Genomic DNA, 21772 nt, shown 5'->3' on the forward strand with positions numbered 1-21772 from the left:
GCAGTCGCCGTATACAGAGCAAACAACACAGAGAGAGATTATGCCGTTTACATTGGGTCAACGCTGGATAAGCGATACGGAAAGCGAATTAGGATTAGGAACCGTGGTAGCGCTGGATGTGCGCATGGTCACCCTGCTTTTCCCCGCCACCGGTGAAAACCGTTTGTATGCCCGAAATGATTCCCCGATCACCCGCGTGATGTTCAACCCCGGTGATACCATTAGCTGTCACGAAGGCTGGCAGTTGCAGGTCGAAGAAGTTGTTGAAGACAAAGGTCTGTTGACCTATATCGGCACCCGCCTGGACACAGAAGAAACCGGTGTTGCCATGCGCGAAGTGCTGCTCGACAGCAAACTGACCTTCAGCAAACCGCAGGATCGTCTGTTCGCCGGTCAGATTGACCGCATGGACCGTTTTGCCCTGCGTTTCCGCGCCCGTAAATATCAGCGGGAGCAATTCCGGCTGGAATTCGGCGGCCTGCGTGGTATGCGCGCCAGCCTGATCCCACATCAGTTACACATCGCTTACGAAGTGGGTCAGCGCCATGCGCCGCGCGTTTTACTGGCCGATGAAGTGGGTCTGGGTAAAACCATCGAAGCGGGCATGATTATTCATCAGCAACTGTTGTCCGGCCGTGCTGAACGCGTACTGATCGTGGTGCCGGAAACCTTGCAACATCAGTGGCTGGTAGAAATGCTGCGCCGCTTCAATCTGCGCTTCTCTTTGTTTGATGATGACCGCTACGCTGAATCCGTACACGAAGCGACAAACCCGTTTGAAACGGAACAACTGGTGATCTGTTCCCTTGATTTCGTCCGCCGCAATAAATCCCGTCTCGAGCAGTTATCTGATGCTGCCTGGGACATGCTGGTGGTCGATGAAGCCCACCATCTGGTGTGGAGCGAAGACACGCCGAGCCGCGAATATCAGGTTATCGAACAGCTTTCTCAGCAAATCCCGAGTGTTCTGCTGCTGACCGCTACGCCGGAACAACTGGGTCAGGAAAGCCACTTTGCACGTCTGCGCCTGCTGGATCCGGACCGTTTCCACGATTACGAAGAATTCATCGAAGAACAACAGCAATATCAGCCGGTAGCCGATGCCGTAACGTTATTGCTGAACAAAGAACCGCTGACGCCGGAAGCCCTGGCGCTGCTGGGTGAAAGTGTCGGAAATGCGGATACCGATGCCCTGCTGGCCGCCGCCAATAAAGGCGACGAAGCCGCAGCAAAACAACTGGTTTCCATGCTGATGGACCGCCACGGCACCAGCCGCGTGCTGTTCCGCAACACCCGTAATGGCGTGAAAGGTTTCCCTGAACGCCATCTGCACGCCGTGAAACTTCCGCTGCCGACGCAGTATCAGACTGCGATTAAAGTCTCAGGCATTATGGGCGCGAAGAAAACCGCCGAAGCGCGTGCGCACGATATGTTGTATCCGGAACAGATTTATCAGGAATTTGAAGGCGAGAACGCCACCTGGTGGAACTTTGATCCGCGCGTCGAGTGGCTGCTGGGTTATCTGACAGCTAACCGTGACGAAAAAGTCCTGGTGATCTGTGCGAAAGCCGCCACAGCCTTGCAACTGGAACAAGTTCTGCGTGAGCGTGAAGCGATCCGCGCAGCGGTGTTCCACGAAGGGTTGTCGATCATTGAACGTGACCGCGCTGCCGCATACTTTGCTTCCCAGGAAGAAGGTGCCCAGGTTCTGCTATGTTCTGAAATAGGATCCGAAGGCCGTAACTTCCAGTTCGCCAGCAAAATGGTGATGTTCGACCTGCCGTTCAACCCGGATCTGCTGGAACAGCGTATCGGACGTCTGGATCGTATCGGGCAGCAAAACAATATCGATATTATGGTGCCTTACCTCGAACAGACTGCGCAATCGGTTCTGGTGCGCTGGTTCCATGAAGGTCTTGATGCATTCGAGCATACCTGCCCGACCGGCCGCACTATTTATGACAGTGCTTATGATCAGTTGATTGCGTTCCTGGCGACACCTGCCGAACAGGAAGGACTGGACGACTTCATCCTCAAATGTCGTGCAGAACATGACGCGCTGAAAGAGAAGCTGGAAAATGGCCGCGACCGCCTGCTGGAGATGCATTCCAACGGCGGCGAGCAGGCACAGCAACTGGCAAAGGAAATCGGTGAGCAGGATAACGACGTCAATCTGGTGAACTTTGCGCTGAACCTGTTCGACATCGTCGGCATTAATCAGGAGGATCGCAGCGATAACCTGATCGTTCTGACGCCGTCTGATCATATGCTGGTACCGGATTTCCCCGGACTGCCGGAAGACGGTTGTACCGTCACTTTCGATCGTGAACAGGCGCTTTCGCGTGAAGATGCACAGTTCATCAGCTGGGAACATCCGATCGTGCGTAACGGTCTGGATCTGATCCTTTCCGGCGATACCGGCAGTTGTGCGGTATCGATCCTGAAAAACAAAGCGCTGCCGGTTGGCACCTTGCTGGCGGAACTGGTTTACGTGGTGGAATGTCAGGCACCGAAACATCTGCAACTGACCCGCTTCCTGCCACCGACACCGGTGCGTATGCTGATGGATCGCAAAGGGACCAACCTGGCGGCCCAGGTCGAATTTGAGAGTTTTAACCGTCAGCTGAATGCCATCAACCGACACAACTCCAGCAAGCTGGTGAATGCCGTGCAGCAGGATGTTCACGCCATGTTGCAACAGGCTGAAGCGGAAATCGCCGAACAGGCACGGGCTCTGATTGAAGCGGCGAAAGTCGAAGCGGACGAACAACTGACCAAAGAGCTGGACCGCCTGAAAGCGCTAAAAGAAGTCAACCCGAACATTCGTGATGACGAGCTGGAATCGGTAGACTCTAACCGTAAGCAGGTGCTGGCAAATCTGAACGATGCCAGCTGGCGCCTGGATGCGATCCGCCTTGTGGTGGTGAGCCATCAGTAAGCCCGACGGGATGCGGCCGGTTTGCATCCCTTCTTTATTTTAACCCGAATGCAGACGTAAAACGCTATGAGCGAACATCAACCGATTATCCCTGAACCGTCGAAAACCCGGCCGCTGGAGAATTATAATCCGCCGACCAATCCCTGGTTACAGGTGATTTTTCAGGATGAACACATCATGGTGGTCAACAAACCGAGCGGGTTGCTTTCTGTTCCAGGCAAACTGGCCGAGCATCAGGACAGTCTGATGACACGGATTCAGCGTGAATTTCCTGACGCTGAATCCGTCCATCGTCTGGATATGTCCACCAGCGGTGTGATCGTGGTGGCGCTGACGAAAGAGGCCGAGCGTGAACTTAAACGCCAGTTCCGCGAGCGCGAAACCAAGAAAGTGTATATCGCACGCGTCTGGGGACGGGTTGAAGAAGATTACGGTATTATCGATTTGCCGCTGATTTGCGACTATCCCAACCGGCCGAAACAGAAAGTGTGTCACGAGACCGGCAAGAAGGCGCTGACGCAGTATGAGGTGATGTCATGGGATGATGACGGCACTACGCGGGTGAAACTGCGGCCGATCACCGGACGTTCGCACCAGCTACGCGTACATCTGCTCGCGCTCGGGCACCCGATTCTGGGCGATAAATTCTATGCTCACTCTCAGGCGCTGGCGGCGGCAGATCGTCTGCAGCTGCATGCCCAGGAGTTATCGTTTTATCATCCGATCACTGACGCCCCGTTGGTGTTTAATTGTGAGCCGGACTTTTAATCCTTTCTGCTCCTGTCGGTAAAAAAACAAAAAAGGCACTGAATTCAGCGCCTTTGTCTTTTGCATCACGTTTGCTCAACGCCAAAAGATTTATTTAAAACCTTTCTCGCGTTTGATCAGATCATACGCCGCCTGAATTGCCTGCGCTTTTTCCTTCGCCATTTCCATCATTTCCGGCGGCAAACCTTTTGCCACCAGTTTGTCAGGATGATGCTCACCCATCAGTTTGCGGTACGCACGTTTAATCGTCGTCGCATCATCGGTGGCATTGACGCCCAGCACTTTGCAGGCATCTGCCAGCGTCGGGCCTTGTTGCGTCTGATGATAACCACCACCATAAGAACGTCCGCCCTGCTGATGTCCCCCAAACTGCTGGCCACCTTCCATCATGCGCAGGAACTGATCGAACTGCATCCGTGAAATACCCAATTCTTCGGCAATCACATACAGTACTTCACGTTCGTTGGGATGCAATGAACCGTCGGCATACGCCGCCTGGATCTGAATTTCCAGAAAAGTCCGTATCAGGTCAAAGCGACCAAAACACACACTGCGCAGTTCGCGCATTTTCTCACGTAAGGGATAATCAGCTTCTTTCCCGTCACGAAAGGCGCGTTGTGCGGCTTCGCGCTGCTCGCCGTGCAACTGCATCCGTTCCATGTAAAGACTGGCGATCTGAATATCCGCCTCGGTAACCCTGCCTTTTGATTTAGTCAGATTTCCCATCACCTCAAACGTGGTGCGGAAAAAGATGGTTTGACGTGTCTGCTGATCGGCAAAATACCCTTTACGTCTCGCTGAACGCGCGGTATCAAACATATGCCCTATCAGCAGCCCTGCTACAATTCCCCAGAAGCCTAAACCGGACCATAAGCCCAGGATAAGTCCGAGCAGTTTTCCCCAATACTGCATATACTCCTCAATTCGCCATGCCGTCGCTTAAAAATTGCTTTATCATAACCGGCATTTATCGTTGTGCCTAACGGCAGCAACGTAACAGGTGGGATTTAACACTAGCGCAACCATGATGAGTGAGATAGTCTCTGACCGTTTGCCGGCATGATGCCTCTGATGACGGAACACCATTTTACGTATGAAAAACAGACGTCTGAAAACACGCTTACCGACAATGCTGGCCGCCACAATCTGGTCAGTATTGTACAGTCACGGCGCAATGGCCGATCTCGCAGCACAATGTATGCTCGGCGTTCCGACCTATGACAAACCTTTGGTGCAGGGTGATCCTAATTCACTGCCTGTGACCATCAACGCCGATAAGGCGACCGGCAACTACCCTGACAGTGCGCTGTTTAGTGGCAACGTTAACGTTGTCCAGGGTAACAGCACGCTGGATGCTGATCAGGTTCAGCTTAATCAAATCGCCAATCCTAATCAGCCCACCCCGACCCGAACCGCTACTGCGATCGGCAACGTGCGTTATAACGATAACCAAATCAAGCTGAATGGCCCGAAAGGCTTTGCGAACCTGACCACCAAAGATACTGACGTTCAGGATGGCGACTACCAGATGGTCGGCCGTCAGGGACGGGGTCAGGCTGACAAGATGAAGCAGCGTGACAATAACCGTTACACCATTATGGATAACGGTACATTTACCACCTGTTTGCCTGGCGATAACAGCTGGAGCGTCGTGGGTTCTGAAGTGATTCAGGATCGTCAGGAGGAAGTCGCTGAAATCTGGAATGCCCGCTTCCATATTGGTCCGGTGCCGGTGTTCTACAGCCCGTACATGCAGTTGCCGATTGGTAATAAGCGTCGTTCCGGTTTCCTTATCCCGAACGCCAACTACAGCAGCAATAATGGCTTTGGCGTCACCGTTCCTTATTACTGGAACATTGCGCCAAACTACGACGCCACGATCACGCCAAATTACATGAGCAACCGTGGTCTGCAATTGCAGAATGAATTCCGCTACCTGACCGTTGCCGGTGCAGGTCTGATGGAATTCGATTATCTCGGCAATGATAAGAAAATTGACGAGCAGTATGTTGCCGATGAAAACCGTACCAGCGATAAAACCAAGCGCTGGATGTATTACTGGCGACACGCCGGTGTATACGATCAGGTATGGCGTTTCAACATCGACTACACCAAGGTCAGTGACCCTTACTACTTCACCGATTTCGATTCGAAATACGGTTCCAGTACTGACGGCTATTCCACGCAAAAATTCAGCGTAGGTTACGCCAACCAAAACTGGGACGTCACACTGGCCAGTAAGCAGTTCCAGGTATTCTCTGATTTCGGTAACACCAACGCTTACCGTGCTCAGCCACAGCTGGACATTAACTATTACAAAAATGATGTGGGTCCGTTTGACCTGCATCTGTACGGTCAGGCGGTCAAATTCACCAGCGTAAACCCTGACAATCCGGAAGCAGTACGTACTCACTTCGAACCAACGCTCAGCCTGCCACTCAGTAATGGCTGGGGGAGTCTGGATAACGAAGTGAAGCTGATGGCGACCCACTATCAGCAGGATATTCCGGACGCATATTATGATAACAATCCGAATACCAAACTGCGTTCTTCCGTGAACCGTGTGATGCCTGAGTTTAAAAGCGACGGCAAAATGGTATTTGACCGGACGATGGACTGGAACAGTGACTACACCCAGACCCTCGAACCGCGCGTGCAGTACCTGTATATCCCGTACCGTAACCAGAGCTCGGTCAATACCTATGACTCGACGCTGCTACAGTCCGACTACACGGGCCTGTTCCGTGATAAAAGCTACAGTGGTCTTGACCGTATTGCCTCTGCAAACCAGGTGGCGAGCGGTTTAACCACCCGTATCTATGACGAAAATCTGGAAGAGCGCTTTAATGCGTCTGCCGGTCAGATTTATTACTTCCAGCCGCCACGTACCGGTGACGTTGATAGCGTACTGGATAAAAATAATGATACGGGCAGCCTGGTGTGGGCCGGTGACAGCTACTACAAAATCAACAATTTCTGGGGTATTCGTGGGGGCGTACAGTATGACACCCGTCTGGATGCGCTGGCTTTAGGCGATGCTGTGCTGGAGTATCGTGCAGACTCAGAAAGAATGGTTCAGCTGAGCTACCGTTATGCCAGCCCGGAATATATTCAGGCGACGTTACCTAACGTCACCAACCCGGGTTATCAGGACGGTATTTCGCAAGTTGGCGGCATAGCCAGTTGGCCGATTGCTGACCGCTGGGCGATCGTGGGTGCGTACTATTACGACACCAAAGCGCAACAACCTGCCGATCAGCTGATTGGCTTGCAATACAATACCTGTTGCTGGGCTGTCAACGTTGGCTACGAACGTAAGATCACCAACTACGATACGGTTAAGTCAGAAAGTAAGTACGATAATAAGATTGGTTTCAATATTGAACTTAGAGGCCTGGGTAACAATCAAACCCTCGGAACGAAAGAAATGTTGTCACGCGGCATACTGCCTTATCAACGCGCTTTCTAAGCCCGAAACACGATTCATTTCGTGAAGACACGACGAACTCAGTGAACTTGAAACCCGCGCTTGCGGATTAGACAAATGGAAAAAGTATGAAGAACTGGAGAACACTTCTCCTCGGCGTGACGCTTTGTGCCAGCACTGCGTTTGCTGCCCCTCAGGAAGTTGATAAAGTAGCCGCCGTCGTAAATAACGGCGTCGTATTACAAAGTGACGTAGATGGCTTGTTTAATTCTGTAAAGCAGCAGGCAAAGCAGGCTAATCAACAGTTACCGGATGATGCGACTCTGCGTCATCAAATCCTCGATCGTTTGATCATGGACCAGATCCAGTTGCAGATGGCGACCCGCATGGGCATCACGCCAACCGATCAGGACGTTGATAAAGCCATTGCCGGTATTGCACAGCAAAACAACATTTCCGTTGATCAACTGCGCAGCCGTCTGGCGTATGACGGGATGAACTACACCACTTACCGTACTCAGATCCGCAAGGAAATGATCATCAGCGAAGTACGTAACAGTGAAGTGCGTCGCCGTGTCACCATTCTGCCTCAGGAAGTGGAGCAACTTGCCAAACAGGTTGCGGCTCAGAATGGCAGCGGTGCTGAGTTTAATCTCAGCCACATTCTCCTTCCGCTGCCGGAAAATCCGACTCAGGATCAGGTTGATTCTGCAGAGCAGCTGGCGAAGAAAATTGTCGCTGATCTGAACAATGGTGCGGACTTCGGCAAACTGGCTATCACCTACTCGGCTGATTCCCAGGCGCTGAAAGGCGGCAACATGGGTTGGGGCAAATTGCAGGAACTGCCTTCCCTCTTTGCTCAGGCGTTAAGCACTGCACAGAAAGGTCAGATTATTGGCCCTATCCGTTCAGGTGTGGGCTTCCACATTCTGAAAGTGAACGATATCCGTGGCGACAACAAAACGGTTTCTGTCACCGAGGTTCATGCCCGTCACATCCTGCTGAAACCTTCTGTCGTGATGACAGACTCACAGGCGCGTGCGAAGCTGGAACAGGTTGCAGCTGATATCAAGAGCGGTAAAGCCACATTCGCTGATGAAGCTAAACAGCTTTCTCAGGATCCGGGTTCTGCCAATCAGGGCGGCGATTTAGGTTGGGCGTCACCAGACATGTACGATCCTGCGTTCCGTGATGCGTTGATGAACCTGAAAAAAGGCGAAATCAGTGCACCTGTTCACTCTTCGTTCGGCTGGCATTTGATCCAACTTCTCGACACCCGCCAGGTTGATAAAACAGATGCGGCGCAGAAAGAACGTGCTTACCGTATGCTGTTCAACCGCAAATTTGCGGAAGAAGCCCAGACGTGGATGCAGGAACAACGTGCTGAAGCTTATGTGAAAATTATGGACGGGAATGGAAAATAATACTTCCGTGACAAAATCTGTGGTCATTACCCCCGGCGAACCCGCCGGGGTTGGGCCGGATCTGGTGCTGGCGCTGGCTCAGCAGGCATGGCCTGTTGAGTTAGTGGTCTGTGCCGATCCGGCCTTACTGCTTGAGCGTGCCACTAAACTTGGCCTGAATATCCGGTTGCAAGATTATCAGAAAGCGCGTCCGCCAGAGCCGCAGGCTGCAGGCACATTGACCGTTTTGCCAGTGAAACTCGCCGTGCCGGTGACGGCGGGTAAACTTGACGTAGCCAATGCGCCTTACGTGGTGGAAACGCTGACACGCGCCTGCGACGGTGCGATCAGTGGCGAATTCGCCGCACTGATCACCGGCCCGGTTCAAAAAAGCATTATCAACGATGCCGGCATTCCTTTCATCGGTCATACCGAATTCTTCGCCGATCGCAGCCATTGCGACCGTGTTGTGATGATGCTGGCAACTGAAGAATTGCGCGTTGCGCTGGCGACGACGCACTTGCCTCTGCTGGCAGTGCCGGCCGCGATTACCCGCCAGTGTCTGCATGAAGTAATCACTATTTTGCATCATGATCTGAAAACGAAATTTGGTATTACCGAGCCGCAAATTTATGTGTGTGGTCTGAATCCACATGCGGGCGAAGGTGGCCACATGGGGCACGAAGAGATCGACATTATCATTCCAGCACTGGACGAACTGCGCCAGCAAGGAATGAATCTCATCGGCCCGCTGCCCGCTGATACGTTATTCCAGCCTAAATATCTGCAACATGCCGATGCTGTTTTATCGATGTATCACGATCAGGGCCTTCCGGTGCTAAAATATCAGGGATTTGGTCGTGCAGTGAATATCACACTCGGCCTGCCTTTTATCCGGACTTCCGTTGATCACGGTACCGCCCTTGAACTCGCCGCCACCGGCACCGCCGATGCGGGCAGTTTCAAGACAGCAATAAATCTCGCCATCCATATGGCAAATAACAGCAACGATAAATAACAACAATGAATAGTAGAGTCCACCAAGGTCACTTTGCCCGTAAACGTTTTGGGCAAAACTTCTTAACCGATCAATTTGTTATCGATAGCATCGTGTCGGCCATTCACCCTATGCCGGGCGAGGCTGTCGTTGAAATCGGTCCGGGTCTGGCGGCATTAACTGAGCCTGTTGCTTCACGCCTGGACAGCATGACGGTTATCGAACTTGACCGCGATCTGGCTGCGCGGCTGGAAACCAATCCGAAATTTCAGGGCAAATTACGGGTTATCCAGTCTGATGCGATGAAAATCAATTTTGGCGAGTTGTCGGAAGAACTCGGTCAACCGCTGCGCGTGTTTGGCAACTTGCCGTACAATATTTCCACACCGCTGATGTTCCACCTCTTCACCTATACGAATGCCATTAAAGACATGCACTTTATGTTGCAAAAGGAAGTGGTTAACCGTCTGGTTGCAGGGCCGAACAGCAAGGCGTATGGTCGCTTAACGGTCATGGCACAATATTACTGTAATGTGATCCCGGTTCTGGAAGTACCGCCGGAATCCTTTACACCGGCGCCTAAAGTCGAATCGGCGGTGGTACGTTTAGTGCCACATGAAGTGATCCCGTACCCGGTACCGGATATTCGTATTCTGAGCCGTCTGACCACCGATGCTTTTAACCAGCGTCGTAAAACTGTGCGCAACAGCCTCGGCCATCTGTTCACTCCTGAGCAAATGACCGAACTGGGCTTAGATCTCAGCATGCGTGCTGAAAATATTTCAGTAGAACAATTTTGTAAACTGGCTAACTGGTTATCAACACGACCTAAAACCCCGGAACTTCAGGAGTAGCGCTATGCTTAATTCGCCCCGCGTTTGTGTTCAGGTGCAAAGTATCTACGTTGAGTCACAGTCGATACCCGAAGAAGAACGTTTTGTCTTCGCTTACACCATTACCATCCGCAATCTGGGGCGTTTTAGTGTGCAACTGCTCCGCCGTTACTGGTTGATCACTAACAGTAACGGCCGTCAGACTGAAGTCCAGGGCGAAGGGGTTATCGGTGAACAACCGCTGATCCTGCCCGGCAATGAATTTCACTACACCAGCGGTGCCATTTTAGAAACGCCGCTGGGCACGATGGAAGGCCATTATGAAATGGTCACACAAGACGGTGAAACCTTCCGTGTGCCTGTTCCGGTCTTCCGGCTCGCCATCCCTACGCTGATAAATTAATCCTCATGTCGACATATCTTATTGGTGATGTTCACGGCTGCATCGATGAACTCAAGGCGCTGTTAGCGCAGGTGGATTTTAATCCGCAAAAAGATGTCCTTTGGCTGACGGGTGATTTGGTCGCCCGCGGTCCGTCCTCGCTCGAAGTGCTGCGTTTTGTCAGCGGCCTGGGGGATTGTGTCCGGATGGTGCTCGGTAACCATGATCTGCATCTGCTGGCGGTTTATGCCGGGATCAGTTTCAACAAACCGAAAGACCGCATCACTCCTCTGCTTGAAGCCGAAGACGCTGACGAACTGCTCAACTGGTTACGCCGCCAGCCGGTCATGCAGGTTGATGAAGATCTGAAACTGGTCATGGCTCACGCGGGGATCACGCCGCAATGGGATCTCGACACCGCCAAAATGTGCGCCCGTGAAGTGGAAGCCGTATTGAGCAGCGATACCTATCCGCTGTTTCTTGATGCGATGTATGGTGATATGCCGAACAACTGGCATCCTGACCTGACCGGTCTGGCACGTTTGCGTTTCAGCACCAACGCTTTCACCCGCATGCGTTACTGCTTCCCGAACGGACAGCTGGATATGATCTGCAAAGATACCCCGGAAAACGCGCCGAAGCCGCTGAAACCCTGGTTTGATATTCCGGGTCCTTTACAGGAAGCAGGATACAGTATCGCATTCGGACACTGGGCATCCCTGGAAGGGAAAGGCGCGCCGGAGGGCATTTATGCGCTGGATACCGGTTGCTGCTGGGGTGGTGACCTGACGATGTTGCGCTGGGAAGACAAAACTTATTTCACTCAGCCTTCAAACCGCCAGAGCGAAAAACAGCACTCTGAGATCCCAAAGGCTGTGTAAGCAAACAGCGGGTATACAGACAGCAAAAAGGCACCTGAGAAAGGTGCCTTTTTATTTCACGCTGCCATAGCATCAGGCGCGGCGATCAAGAATTTCGAAACAATAACCGTGAGAATTCTGCTCATCCGCATCGTGGAATTCGCTGAATGTGCTTTCCCAGTCATCCGGCTCATAATCAGGGAAATGCGTATCCCCTTCCACTTCGGCATCGATGTGAGTCAGATATAAACGGTTGGCCTTCGGCAGCAACTGCTCATAGACACGGCCACCGCCCATTACCATCACTTCTTCCACGTCACCGGCAGCAGCCAGTGCAGCCTCAACAGACGTCACCCAGGTCACGCCTTCATGCTCACCCGGTTTAGAGCTGATGACAATATTCAGCCGGCCTGGTAACGGGCGTCCGATTGACTCAAACGTCTTGCGTCCCATGATGACGGGTTTATTGAGCGTATTACGCTTAAACCAGGCCAGATCACCAGGTAAATGCCAAGGCATAGCGTTTTCCATGCCAATAACGCGATCGGTCGCCAGTGCGGCGATCAGGCTAATAATCATTGTGATGCCCTGTGTAGAAAAAGAATTTGTGCGTGACCCCAAAAAAGAGCTGCCACTATACGGAAAGCCCCATCAGCCGTCGATAGGGAGACGGGCGCTTTACAAAGATATAAGAGAGCTCTTACCCTGCCGGGATATTCTCCGACAGAAGTACCAGTTCCGGCGGTAAAGCAGGTTCAAAAACCGGAAAATTTTGCTGTAATCCAGTCGAAAATGCTGAGCCATACGTTGGCTTGTTGTATTGCCTATCCCCGTTGTACAACAGTGCTTACACACCGGGGCGTTTACGGTACAGCCATAATCCCGGTAATGATAATCCGATAGATAATGCCCCCACGATAAAGCTGGCTTTCAGAAAATGGGTAAGTGCCGACGACACTAACGCTTCGCTGTAGCCCAGATGCGAAATTTCCACCACAGAGATCATCGCCGTGTAGGCAGAAATACCGGGGAACATCGGGATAACGGCGGCAACGGTGAAAACTTTAGGATGTGCCAGTAACCAGCGTGACCAGCGAATGCCCAGAATACCAATCAGTATAGCCGCCAGCAGGGAGGCCCACTCGATGTTCATCCCGCCATGAATAAGCATCATCCGCGTACCGTGGCCAAGCGCACCGAGCAGCGCGCAATACCGCAATGCCCGCGGGGGTACATTAAACACCATCGCAAAGCCCAGTGCAGGCACGGCGGCAAAAAGCATATCCTGGATCAGTGCCCATAAAAGACTCATGACCACCCCCGCAGATCCCACAATGCCATTGCCATGACCACGCCGATGCAAGTCGCCAGAGTCAGCAGGCTGGCCATCGCCCAGCGCGCCAGACCGGTATTCACATGGCCTTTGAACATGTCCGCCACGGCATTAATCAATGGAAAACCCGGTACCAGCAGTAACACACTGGCAGCCATCGCGACGTTTGATGACTGATGGAAGACGTCCAGCCGCAACAGCAATCCTGAAACCGAAGTCGCCACAAATGCCGTACAGCAAAAGTTGATCAGCGGATTCATATGCCGCGCAGTGAGGCTCTGGCGTACGGCCATGGCGATGCCACTGGCGAAAAAAGTGACCGTGAACGCATCCCAGCCGCCACCATTAAGTTTGCTGAAGCACCCGCAGGAGAGCGCCACCATCAATACCATCAGCCAGCGCGGATAGCGCAGCGGTTTGATTCTATGCAGACGTTTTGCCACCAGCGTACTGTCGAGCAGCTTATGCTCAGCCAGGATCACCGTATGCTGGACTTCGGTCACAACCTGCATGTTGATCCCGCGGTCGACATTTTTTCGCGTCGAGGTCAGACAGTAACCGCCGCTTAGCGTGCTGAGCACAATCGCATTGGCGGAGATCGAACTTTCCACCCTGTCCATTCCCAGCGCGACGCCAAGCCTCGCCGATAGCTGTTCAACCAGCATACTTTCGGCGCCGTGCTGCAACAGCATCAGGGCACATTCGATGCACAACCGGGTAATTTCACGTTGATGATGCGCTCCGGGGCTTTCGCGCACCGGGTATTCTATGACCGGATCCTGCATACCATTCACCGCCCGCAAAAAAAGCAATAAGAGTGATTTAACTTACTGAGGATTGGCGTATCATGCCGCCTTCTTTTGCTCCGAACATTGACGACGGTTATTTTCATGCTTGAAACCACCCTTTTTGTTGCCAGTATTGCCTTCCTCGGCATGCTTTCTCCCGGTCCTGATTTCTTTCTGGTCATCAAAAATGCGGCCCGCTATCCGCGCATCGCGGCACTCACGACGTCACTGGGCGTAATTTGCGGCGTGATTACACACATGTCTTACTGTGTGGCCGGTCTGGCAGTGGTGATTACCACCACGCCGTGGTTATTCAATTTGCTGAAATACATCGGTGCGGCATATCTGATCTGGGTCGGTATTCAGGCGTTATTTTCACGCAGCAACAGCAAAATGAACCTCGACGGGATTGAGACGCAGCAGGTGAAATTGCGCGTAGCGTTCATGCAGGGTTATCTGTGTAACCTGCTAAATCCTAAGGCAACATTATTCTTCCTGGCGATGTTCACGCAGGTCTTGCAGATCAATTCCACCTTCGGGGAAAAGCTGTGGTACGCCTCGATTATCGTCGGTTTGTCGGCTATCTGGTGGCCGTCGCTGGCTTTGCTTATCCAGAGCCCGCCGGTACGTCGTGGTCTGGCGAAAGCTCAGAAACTTATCGATAAACTGCTGGGCGGTGTGCTGATCGGTTTAGGCATTAAAGTCGCACTGAGCTGAGTCCGGAAAGGAAAAAACCGGTGCGTCAGGCACCGGTTTTGTGTTTTAACAGGCGGCTTAACCTTTCGCTTCAATCACCTCTTTCTCAGGCGCTTTGCCGTCAATACTGCCACGCCAGCCCTGTTGCTGACCGGAAGCCAGACGAACCTGATCCTGCTCGATGGCGGCTGTCAGCATGTCTTTCGCACGCTGCATACTGGCGATACGGAATTCGGTATCTTCGTAATTTCCGAGGGTAGCTTCCAGCATTTTCAGATTATAACGGCGGAACAGATCGGCTTTTTCACGGGCTTCATACGCATCCAGCCCCAGCACTTCCAGAACATCGCGGCCAACGCGCAGTGAGCCTTCAAACAGTTCGCGTTCCGGCGCTTCAACACCCAACTGACGCAACTGGTACCAGTGATCGACATCGCGGGCGCGGGCAATCACTTTCAGATTAGGGAAATGCTCTTTCGCCAGCGCCGTCAGCTGAAGATTGGCTTCCACATCATCGATGGCGTTAATAAGCACTTTGGCCTGGGCGGCACCGGCAGATTCGAGCAAATCAACGCGCGTGGCATCGCCGTAAAATACTTTGGTGCCAAATTTACGCAGCGTTTCAATGTGATCCGGATCGTGATCTAATACCACCGTGTGAACGTTATTAGCCAGCAACAAACGACCGGCAATCTGACCAAAGCGCCCGAAACCGGCAATAATCACCTGCGCATTTTCGTCATCAATAGTGTCATGAGGGCGATCATCTTTCGGCGCATTACGCTCAAGACGGGCCGACAGCACCAGCAGTAACGGCGTTACCGCCATGGAAAGTGCCACCGCCAGCGTCAGGGATTTCGACCACTCCACCGGTAACACACCGGCCATTTGTGCGGTGCTGAAAATCACGAATGCAAACTCACTGCCTTGCCCGATTAAGATGGCAAACAGCCCACGCTGCTTTTTCGGCACGCCCAACCAGGGCGCGATCAGCCAAAGTAAAGCGGCTTTCAGTGCCATAAAACCCACCAGCAATGTGGCGATCAGCAGCGGCTGATGGACCAGCGTGCCAAAATCGATGGACATGCCGACGCCGATAAAGAACAGCCCGAGGAGCAGGCCCTTGAACGGCTGAATATCGCTTTCCAGTGCGTGGCGGTATTCAGAACTTGCCAGCAATACACCTGCCAGAAATGCGCCCATTGCCATCGACATACCGGCCATTTCCAGCAAAATGCCGAAGCCGAAGACCAAAAACAGCGCAACGGCACTGAACACTTCACGCATGCCTGAGCGTGCGACAAAGTGCAGCAATGGCCGGGTCACGTAGCGTCCGAGCAACACCACAAGTACCAGCGCACCGGCCACTTTGGCCGCCGACAGGCCAAAGCTCATCAGCGTTGTAGCTTCACCGGTACTCGCCAGTAACGGGATCATCGCCACCAGCGGGATCGCGGCGATATCCTGAAACAGCAATACCGCAAAGGCGCTGCGGCCAAGCGGAGAAGGCGTCAGACTGCGTTCACTCATCGCCTGCATGGCAATTGCCGTGGAGGAAAGTGCCAGCGTCAGGCCGATCAGCAGTGCAATTTTCCAGTCCAGCCCGAGGAAATAACAAAATACGCTGAGCACCGCACCGCAACCCACCATCTGAATGCTGCCGCCGCCAAAAACCGAAGCCCGCATCGTCCATAACCGTTTAGGGTCCAGCTCCAGGCCGATGACAAACAGCATCAGCACCACACCAATTTCTGCGAAGGTCAGAATTGACTCCGCATCCGACACCAGTTTCAGCCCCCATGGGCCAATAATACAGCCCGCAATCAGGTAGCCCAGCACCGACCCCAGTCCAAGACGCACTGCGATGGGCACAAACAGCGCCGCCGAGCCCAGATAAATGAGCCCTTCGATCATCAGGTTATGGTTATCCAAGACTCACCTCCGGCGGGCAGCCTTCCTTCAGACTCAGACAGGCGGTTAAACGGCGACGATATTCTTCGCCCGCAGCTTTGAGCGCCACTTCATCGCAAATGAACGTGTTGTGCACGGCAAAATACGGCAGCCAGTGCATGCCGCAATAAATGGCCGTCGCCTGCAACGGCTGCGCCAGCACGTCAAAATCAGGATGATCACCCAGTTCAAAATGATGCTCATTACCGCCCGTTGTCACGGCCCACAGACAATGTTTACCGTTCAGTGCATTGCCTTCATGACCATACGCCCAGCCGTGTTCGAGCACTTTGTCTATCCACAGTTTCATCAATGGCGGCAGGCTGTACCACTGGATCGGATGCTGGAAAACCACCAGATCCGCGCGTTCAACGGCTTTCTGTTCAGCAGTGATATCGATATTGAAATCAGGATAGAGGTCGTAGAGCGAACGCACTTCGACATCAGGTAAATCGCTGACTGCTGAGAGCAACCCCTGGTTGGCCCGGGAATGGCGCGGATAAGGATGGGCGTAAATTATTAAAATCATGCAGGTCTCTTGTCTTATTAGCTTTACTTCAGCATACGCAATTTTGGGCTTTCCGGATAAAACTCCAACCGTTATACCCAATTAATTCGATTCGCAGGAAGGCAGCAAGTGATGGGATCCGATGAGCTTATTCAGATAAGTGATTCGGGGGACCGGATGTAACTAACGCATCTGCGAATTAAAGTATGACGGGTATAAAAGAAAAAGGCGCAGCTTTCGCCACGCCTTTATAAAACAATGATGCCATTAACCTTTGATTTTCGCGTGCATTTCCTGCACTGAAATCACCTGTTCAGTCGGGTCAGAAGACAATGCCATCGCTGTCGCGAAACCGCCGTTCAGCGTCGTGTCATAATGCACTTTGTATTGCAGCGCACTGCGCCGGATAAGCTTGGAGTCTTCAATCGCCTGCCGTCCTGCTGTGGTGTTGACGATATACACATATTCGCCGTTCTTGATACGGTCCTGAATATGCGGACGACCTTCATGCACCTTATTAACCAGACGCGGGTTAATCCCGGCTTCGCCCAATACCACCGCCGTACCGTGTGTTGCATCCAGCTCAAAACCACGTTTCAGCAGTTTAGCGGCCAGATCCACCACACGGCCTTTGTCGCCTTCACGAACCGACAACAGTGCGCGACCGGCTTTCTTCATACCGGAATTGCTGCCCAGCTGCGCTTTGGCAAAGGCTTCGGCAAAAGTACGGCCAACGCCCATGACTTCACCGGTAGAACGCATTTCCGGCCCCAGAATCGGGTCAACACCTGGGAATTTATTGAACGGCAACACCACTTCTTTGACAGAGTAGTAAGGCGGGATCACTTCTTCAGTAATACCCTGCTCTGCCAGCGTCTGCCCTGCCATTACGCGCGCGGCAACTTTCGCCAGCGCCACACCAGTGGCTTTGGAGACAAACGGAACCGTACGCGCAGCACGCGGGTTCACTTCAATCAGGTAGACTTCGTTATTCTTCACCGCGAACTGGACGTTCATCAGGCCACGTACGCTCAGTTCAAAAGCCAGTTTCTCAACCTGCCGGCGCATCACATCCTGAATTTCCTGGCTCAGTGTGTAGCATGGCAGTGAACACGCAGAGTCACCGGAGTGTACGCCCGCCTGTTCGATGTGCTCCATGATGCCACCAATCAGCACGCGCTCTCCGTCGCAGATCGCGTCAACATCAACTTCTACGGCATCGTCAAGGAAGCGGTCCAGCAGCACCGGCGCATCGTTCGACACGCTGACAGCGTTCTGGAAATAACGGCGCAGGTCGATTTCGTCATAGACGATTTCCATTGCACGTCCGCCCAGCACATAGGACGGACGCACCACCAGCGGATAGCCGATACCGGCGGCTTTCTCAACAGCCTGCTCGATAGTCGCCACTGTGGCATTGGCTGGCTGTTTCAGTCCCAGACGGTTAACCGCCTGCTGGAAACGTTCGCGGTCTTCAGCGCGGTCAATCGCATCCGGGCTGGTGCCGATAATTGGCACACCAGCGGCTTCCAGTTCACGCGCCAGTTTCAGCGGGGTCTGACCACCGTACTGCACAATCACGCCTTTCGGCTGTTCGATACGCACGATTTCCAGCACATCTTCAAGGGTCACGGATTCGAAGTACAGACGATCCGAGGTGTCATAATCGGTAGATACCGTTTCCGGGTTACAGTTAACCATAATGGTTTCGTAACCGTCTTCGCGCAGCGCCAGTGAGGCGTGTACGCAGCAATAGTCGAATTCAATCCCCTGCCCAATGCGGTTAGGACCACCGCCCAGTACCATAATTTTCGGTTTGTCATTGGTCGGGTTAGACTCGCACTCTTCTTCATACGTTGAATACATGTACGCGGTATCGGTTGAGAATTCCGCCGCACAGGTATCCACACGTTTGTAAACCGGATGCAGGTTGTATTTGTGACGCAGTTTGCGCACTTCACTTTCTGACACGCCGACCAGCTTCGCCAGACGCAGGTCCGCAAAGCCTTTGCGTTTGAGCATACGCAGATAGTCCTGGGTCAGAATATTGAAGCCACCTTCGGCCACTTCATTTTCCAGTTTCACCAGTTCTTCAATTTGTACCAGGAACCAGCGGTCCACGTTGGTCAGATTGAAGATACCGTCAACGGACATCCCGGCACGGAAGGCATCCGCGATGTACCAGATACGCTCGGCACCGGCTTCTTTCAGTTCGCGACGGATTTTGGTCAGTGCTTCCGGGTCATCCAGGCTGACTTTCGGGTCGAAACCGCTCGCACCCACTTCCAGACCGCGTAACGCTTTTTGCAGAGACTCCTGCTGCGTACGGCCAATTGCCATCACTTCACCAACAGATTTCATCTGTGTGGTCAGACGGTCATTAGCACCGGCGAATTTCTCGAAGTTGAAGCGAGGAATTTTAGTCACAACGTAGTCGATAGAAGGTTCGAACGATGCGGGCGTTTTGCCGCCGGTGATATCGTTCATCAGCTCATCGAGGGTATAACCTACCGCCAGTTTCGCCGCCACTTTGGCAATCGGGAAGCCGGTCGCTTTGGAAGCCAGTGCTGAAGAACGGGATACGCGCGGGTTCATTTCGATAACAATCAGACGGCCATTTTTTGGATTCACCGAGAACTGAACGTTGGAACCGCCGGTTTCGACGCCGATTTCACGCAGCACCGCCATCGAGGCGTTACGCATGATTTGGTATTCTTTGTCGGTCAGGGTCTGCGCCGGCGCTACGGTGATGGAGTCACCGGTGTGGATACCCATTGCATCGAAGTTTTCAATGGAACAGACGATGATGCAGTTGTCGTTTTTATCACGCACCACTTCCATCTCGTACTCTTTCCAGCCAATCAGCGACTCATCAATCAGCAGCTCTTTGGTCGGGGAGAGATCCAGACCGCGTTCACAAATCTCTTCGAATTCTTCACGGTTGTATGCAATACCGCCACCGGTACCGCCCATGGTAAAGGAAGGACGGATAATGCACGGAAAGCCAACGTCAGCGGCAACCGCCAGCGCTTCTTCCATAGTGTGTGCAATGCCAGAACGTGCGGTATCGAGACCGATTTTTTTCATTGCCACGTCGAAACGGCGACGGTCTTCGGCCTTGTCAATGGCGTCTGCGGTCGCGCCAATCATGGTCACGCCGAATTCTTCCAGCACGCCCTGACGTTCCAGTTCCAGTGCACAGTTCAGTGCGGTCTGACCGCCCATGGTCGGCAGCACGGCATCGGGACGTTCTTTTTCAATAATCTTGCGCACCACTTCCCAGTGAATTGGCTCGATGTAAGTCGCATCGGCCATTTCAGGGTCGGTCATGATGGTCGCAGGGTTGGAGTTCACCAGAATAACGCGGTAACCCTCTTCACGCAGCGCTTTACACGCCTGCGCGCCGGAGTAGTCAAATTCACAAGCCTGGCCGATAACAATCGGACCGGCGCCCAGAATCAGGATGCTTTTTATGTCTGTACGTTTTGGCATTTTTTATTCGCTCCTGTTATCTGGCGTTGTTTGTGCGGAAAGCTTCAATCAGTTCAATAAAGTGGTCAAACAGCGGTGCCGCATCGTGCGGGCCCGGGCTCGCTTCCGGATGCCCCTGGAAGCTGAAAGCCGCTTTATCGGTACGGTGTATACCCTGCACCGTATGGTCAAACAATGATTTGTGCGTCACGCGCAGGTTGGCTGGCAGGTCAGATTCATCAACTGCAAAGCCGTGGTTCTGTGCGGTAATCATCACGATATCTTTATCGAGATCTTTTACCGGGTGGTTACCGCCGTGGTGACCAAGTTTCATTTTCACGGTCTTCGCACCGCTGGCGAGAGCCAGTAACTGATGGCCGAGGCAGATACCGAAGACAGGAATGTCGGTTTCCAGGAAGGTTTTGATGGCCGCGATAGCGTAGTCGCAAGGCTCCGGATCGCCCGGACCATTGGACAGGAAGATACCGTCCGGATTCAGCTTCAGCACGTCAGCCGCCGGAGTCTGCGCCGGAACCACTGTCAGGCGGCAACCGCGATCGACCAGCATGCGCAGGATATTGCGTTTCGCACCGTAATCGTAAGCCACCACGTGGAATGGCAGATCTTCGGCTTCCTTTGCTGCAGGCAGTTCGTCTTCCAGCGTCCAGCTGCCTTGTTGCCAGCTGTATGATTCGCTGGTCGTCACTTCTTTCGCCAGATCCATGCCTTTCAGGCCGGGGAAGGCTTTAGCTTTTTGCAGCGCCAGTTCTGCATCCGGTGAATCGCCCGCGATAATACAGCCGTTCTGTGCGCCTTTTTCACGCAACAGACGGGTAAGCTTGCGGGTATCAATATCGGCGATGGCAACGATGTTGTTGCGCTTGAGGTAATCAGAAAGATTTTCTTCACTGCGGTAGTTGCTGGCAATCAGGGGTAAATCGCGAATAACCAGACCTTGAGCGTGTACTGCGGAGGATTCTTCATCAGCGGCATTGGTGCCGACATTACCGATATGGGGATAAGTGAGAGTGACAATCTGGCGGGAATAGGAAGGATCAGTGAGGATTTCTTGATAACCGGTCATCGACGTATTGAAGACCACTTCCCCCACTGCCGACCCTTCTGCCCCGATGGCCCGACCGTGGAATTGGGTTCCGTCTTCCAGAACCAATAGCGCTGACTTTATCAAAGCATCCTCCAAGAATAATAAATCACAATATCTGCATATTAATTCAGATAACCCGATCTAAATCAATGCAAAAATCGCTCCCGAAGCCAATTTTTGGCAAATTGCGCGCATTCTAATGATGGCAGCCGGGTTTGTCTACCAAAAGCGCCAACATTTCTCTGTTTTTCGCACAACTCAATGAAAACAGGCTTTCACTGCCATAAAAATACAGTCTAAGTAACTATAGTAA

The 21772-nt window shown here is 52.8% G+C and carries 17 protein-coding genes; 9 read left to right on the plus strand and 8 right to left on the minus strand.

Going from position 1 to position 21772, the window contains the following annotated elements:
* Positions 1-40: 40 nt before the first annotated feature.
* Both rapA and rluA read left to right on the plus strand, forming a co-directional pair.
* Positions 41-2938, plus strand: coding sequence for an RNA polymerase-associated protein RapA (gene rapA / locus J1785_RS22215; protein ID WP_129991305.1), 2898 nt, complete (start codon positions 41-43; stop codon positions 2936-2938).
* A 66-nt stretch (positions 2939-3004) separates the two neighbouring features.
* Positions 3005-3706: a bifunctional tRNA pseudouridine(32) synthase/23S rRNA pseudouridine(746) synthase RluA gene (rluA, locus tag J1785_RS22220; RefSeq protein ID WP_129953224.1), complete on the plus strand. Its 702-nt coding sequence runs from the start codon at positions 3005-3007 to the stop codon at positions 3704-3706.
* 90 nt (positions 3707-3796) lie between these two features.
* Here rluA and djlA read toward each other — a convergent pair whose 3' ends face one another.
* Complete coding sequence (gene djlA / locus J1785_RS22225; RefSeq protein WP_129953225.1) at positions 3797-4618, minus strand: co-chaperone DjlA; 822 nt, start codon at positions 4616-4618, stop codon at positions 3797-3799.
* Between the two features lie 181 nt (positions 4619-4799).
* On the opposite strand from djlA, the gene lptD reads away from it, so the two are divergent.
* From lptD to apaH, 6 genes are all read left to right on the plus strand, one after another.
* Positions 4800-7175 (plus strand): LPS assembly protein LptD, encoded by a 2376-nt coding sequence (lptD, locus tag J1785_RS22230; protein WP_129953226.1) that lies wholly within the window; start codon positions 4800-4802, stop codon positions 7173-7175.
* 86 nt (positions 7176-7261) lie between these two features.
* Positions 7262-8557, plus strand: a complete 1296-nt coding sequence (gene surA / locus J1785_RS22235; RefSeq protein WP_217220793.1) for a peptidylprolyl isomerase SurA — start codon at positions 7262-7264, stop codon at positions 8555-8557.
* Positions 8547-9554: a 4-hydroxythreonine-4-phosphate dehydrogenase PdxA gene (gene pdxA, locus J1785_RS22240; protein WP_217220794.1), complete on the plus strand. Its 1008-nt coding sequence runs from the start codon at positions 8547-8549 to the stop codon at positions 9552-9554. The genes surA and pdxA overlap by 11 nt, the downstream gene beginning before the upstream one ends.
* A gap of 5 nt (positions 9555-9559) precedes the next feature.
* Entirely contained in the window at positions 9560-10387 is an 828-nt protein-coding gene (gene rsmA / locus J1785_RS22245; RefSeq protein ID WP_129953229.1) for a 16S rRNA (adenine(1518)-N(6)/adenine(1519)-N(6))-dimethyltransferase RsmA, read from the plus strand.
* Positions 10388-10391: 4 nt separating this feature from the next.
* Positions 10392-10769 carry a Co2+/Mg2+ efflux protein ApaG gene (apaG, locus tag J1785_RS22250; protein WP_129953230.1) on the plus strand — a complete coding sequence of 126 codons (378 nt, stop codon included), beginning with the start codon at positions 10392-10394 and terminating at the stop codon, positions 10767-10769.
* Between the two features lie 5 nt (positions 10770-10774).
* Positions 10775-11629: a bis(5'-nucleosyl)-tetraphosphatase (symmetrical) ApaH gene (gene apaH, locus J1785_RS22255; RefSeq protein ID WP_129953231.1), complete on the plus strand. Its 855-nt coding sequence runs from the start codon at positions 10775-10777 to the stop codon at positions 11627-11629.
* 72 nt (positions 11630-11701) lie between these two features.
* On the opposite strand, the gene folA is transcribed toward apaH, so the two are convergent.
* The 3 genes from folA to J1785_RS22270 form a co-directional block, all read right to left on the minus strand.
* The gene (folA, locus tag J1785_RS22260) at positions 11702-12187 is read right to left on the minus strand and encodes a type 3 dihydrofolate reductase (RefSeq protein WP_129953232.1); all 486 of its coding nucleotides are present in this window, start codon (positions 12185-12187) and stop codon (positions 11702-11704) included.
* A gap of 268 nt (positions 12188-12455) precedes the next feature.
* On the minus strand, positions 12456-12920 hold the full coding sequence (locus J1785_RS22265) for a threonine/serine exporter (RefSeq protein ID WP_165383731.1): 465 nt from the start codon (positions 12918-12920) through the stop codon (positions 12456-12458).
* A complete protein-coding gene (locus J1785_RS22270) occupies positions 12917-13726 on the minus strand; it encodes a threonine/serine exporter family protein (protein WP_129953234.1) in 810 nt (269 codons plus the stop codon). Before J1785_RS22270 ends, J1785_RS22265 begins: the two co-directional genes overlap by 4 nt.
* 105 nt (positions 13727-13831) lie before the next feature.
* Between J1785_RS22270 and J1785_RS22275 the strand changes: the two genes are divergently transcribed.
* On the plus strand, positions 13832-14446 hold the full coding sequence (locus J1785_RS22275) for a LysE family transporter (protein WP_217220796.1): 615 nt from the start codon (positions 13832-13834) through the stop codon (positions 14444-14446).
* Between the two features lie 57 nt (positions 14447-14503).
* Here J1785_RS22275 and kefC read toward each other — a convergent pair whose 3' ends face one another.
* From kefC to carA, 4 genes are all read right to left on the minus strand, one after another.
* Positions 14504-16357: a glutathione-regulated potassium-efflux system protein KefC gene (gene kefC / locus J1785_RS22280; protein WP_217157345.1), complete on the minus strand. Its 1854-nt coding sequence runs from the start codon at positions 16355-16357 to the stop codon at positions 14504-14506.
* On the minus strand, positions 16350-16904 hold the full coding sequence (gene kefF, locus J1785_RS22285) for a glutathione-regulated potassium-efflux system oxidoreductase KefF (RefSeq protein WP_129953237.1): 555 nt from the start codon (positions 16902-16904) through the stop codon (positions 16350-16352). Before kefF ends, kefC begins: the two co-directional genes overlap by 8 nt.
* Positions 16905-17150: 246 nt before the next feature.
* Positions 17151-20375, minus strand: coding sequence for a carbamoyl-phosphate synthase large subunit (gene carB / locus J1785_RS22290; RefSeq protein ID WP_129953238.1), 3225 nt, complete (start codon positions 20373-20375; stop codon positions 17151-17153).
* Between the two features lie 16 nt (positions 20376-20391).
* On the minus strand, positions 20392-21543 hold the full coding sequence (gene carA, locus J1785_RS22295; RefSeq protein ID WP_129953239.1) for a glutamine-hydrolyzing carbamoyl-phosphate synthase small subunit: 1152 nt from the start codon (positions 21541-21543) through the stop codon (positions 20392-20394).
* Positions 21544-21772 lie beyond the last annotated feature (229 nt).

The sequence above is a fragment of the Rahnella perminowiae genome, assembly GCF_019049755.1.
Classification (GTDB): Bacteria; Pseudomonadota; Gammaproteobacteria; order Enterobacterales; family Enterobacteriaceae; genus Rahnella; species Rahnella perminowiae.

Coding starts and splice junctions, on each gene's coding strand:
- apaH (WP_129953231.1), top strand. CDS start 10,775: ATGTCGACATATCTTATTGGTGATGTTCACGGCTGCATCGATGAACTC.
- rluA (WP_129953224.1), top strand. CDS start 3,005: ATGAGCGAACATCAACCGATTATCCCTGAACCGTCGAAAACCCGGCCG.
- kefF (WP_129953237.1), bottom strand. CDS start 16,904: ATGATTTTAATAATTTACGCCCATCCTTATCCGCGCCATTCCCGGGCC.
- J1785_RS22270 (WP_129953234.1), bottom strand. CDS start 13,726: ATGCAGGATCCGGTCATAGAATACCCGGTGCGCGAAAGCCCCGGAGCG.
- pdxA (WP_217220794.1), top strand. CDS start 8,547: ATGGAAAATAATACTTCCGTGACAAAATCTGTGGTCATTACCCCCGGC.
- rapA (WP_129991305.1), top strand. CDS start 41: ATGCCGTTTACATTGGGTCAACGCTGGATAAGCGATACGGAAAGCGAA.
- djlA (WP_129953225.1), bottom strand. CDS start 4,618: ATGCAGTATTGGGGAAAACTGCTCGGACTTATCCTGGGCTTATGGTCC.
- rsmA (WP_129953229.1), top strand. CDS start 9,560: ATGAATAGTAGAGTCCACCAAGGTCACTTTGCCCGTAAACGTTTTGGG.
- surA (WP_217220793.1), top strand. CDS start 7,262: ATGAAGAACTGGAGAACACTTCTCCTCGGCGTGACGCTTTGTGCCAGC.
- apaG (WP_129953230.1), top strand. CDS start 10,392: ATGCTTAATTCGCCCCGCGTTTGTGTTCAGGTGCAAAGTATCTACGTT.
- folA (WP_129953232.1), bottom strand. CDS start 12,187: ATGATTATTAGCCTGATCGCCGCACTGGCGACCGATCGCGTTATTGGC.
- J1785_RS22265 (WP_165383731.1), bottom strand. CDS start 12,920: ATGAGTCTTTTATGGGCACTGATCCAGGATATGCTTTTTGCCGCCGTG.
- carB (WP_129953238.1), bottom strand. CDS start 20,375: ATGCCAAAACGTACAGACATAAAAAGCATCCTGATTCTGGGCGCCGGT.
- lptD (WP_129953226.1), top strand. CDS start 4,800: ATGAAAAACAGACGTCTGAAAACACGCTTACCGACAATGCTGGCCGCC.
- J1785_RS22275 (WP_217220796.1), top strand. CDS start 13,832: ATGCTTGAAACCACCCTTTTTGTTGCCAGTATTGCCTTCCTCGGCATG.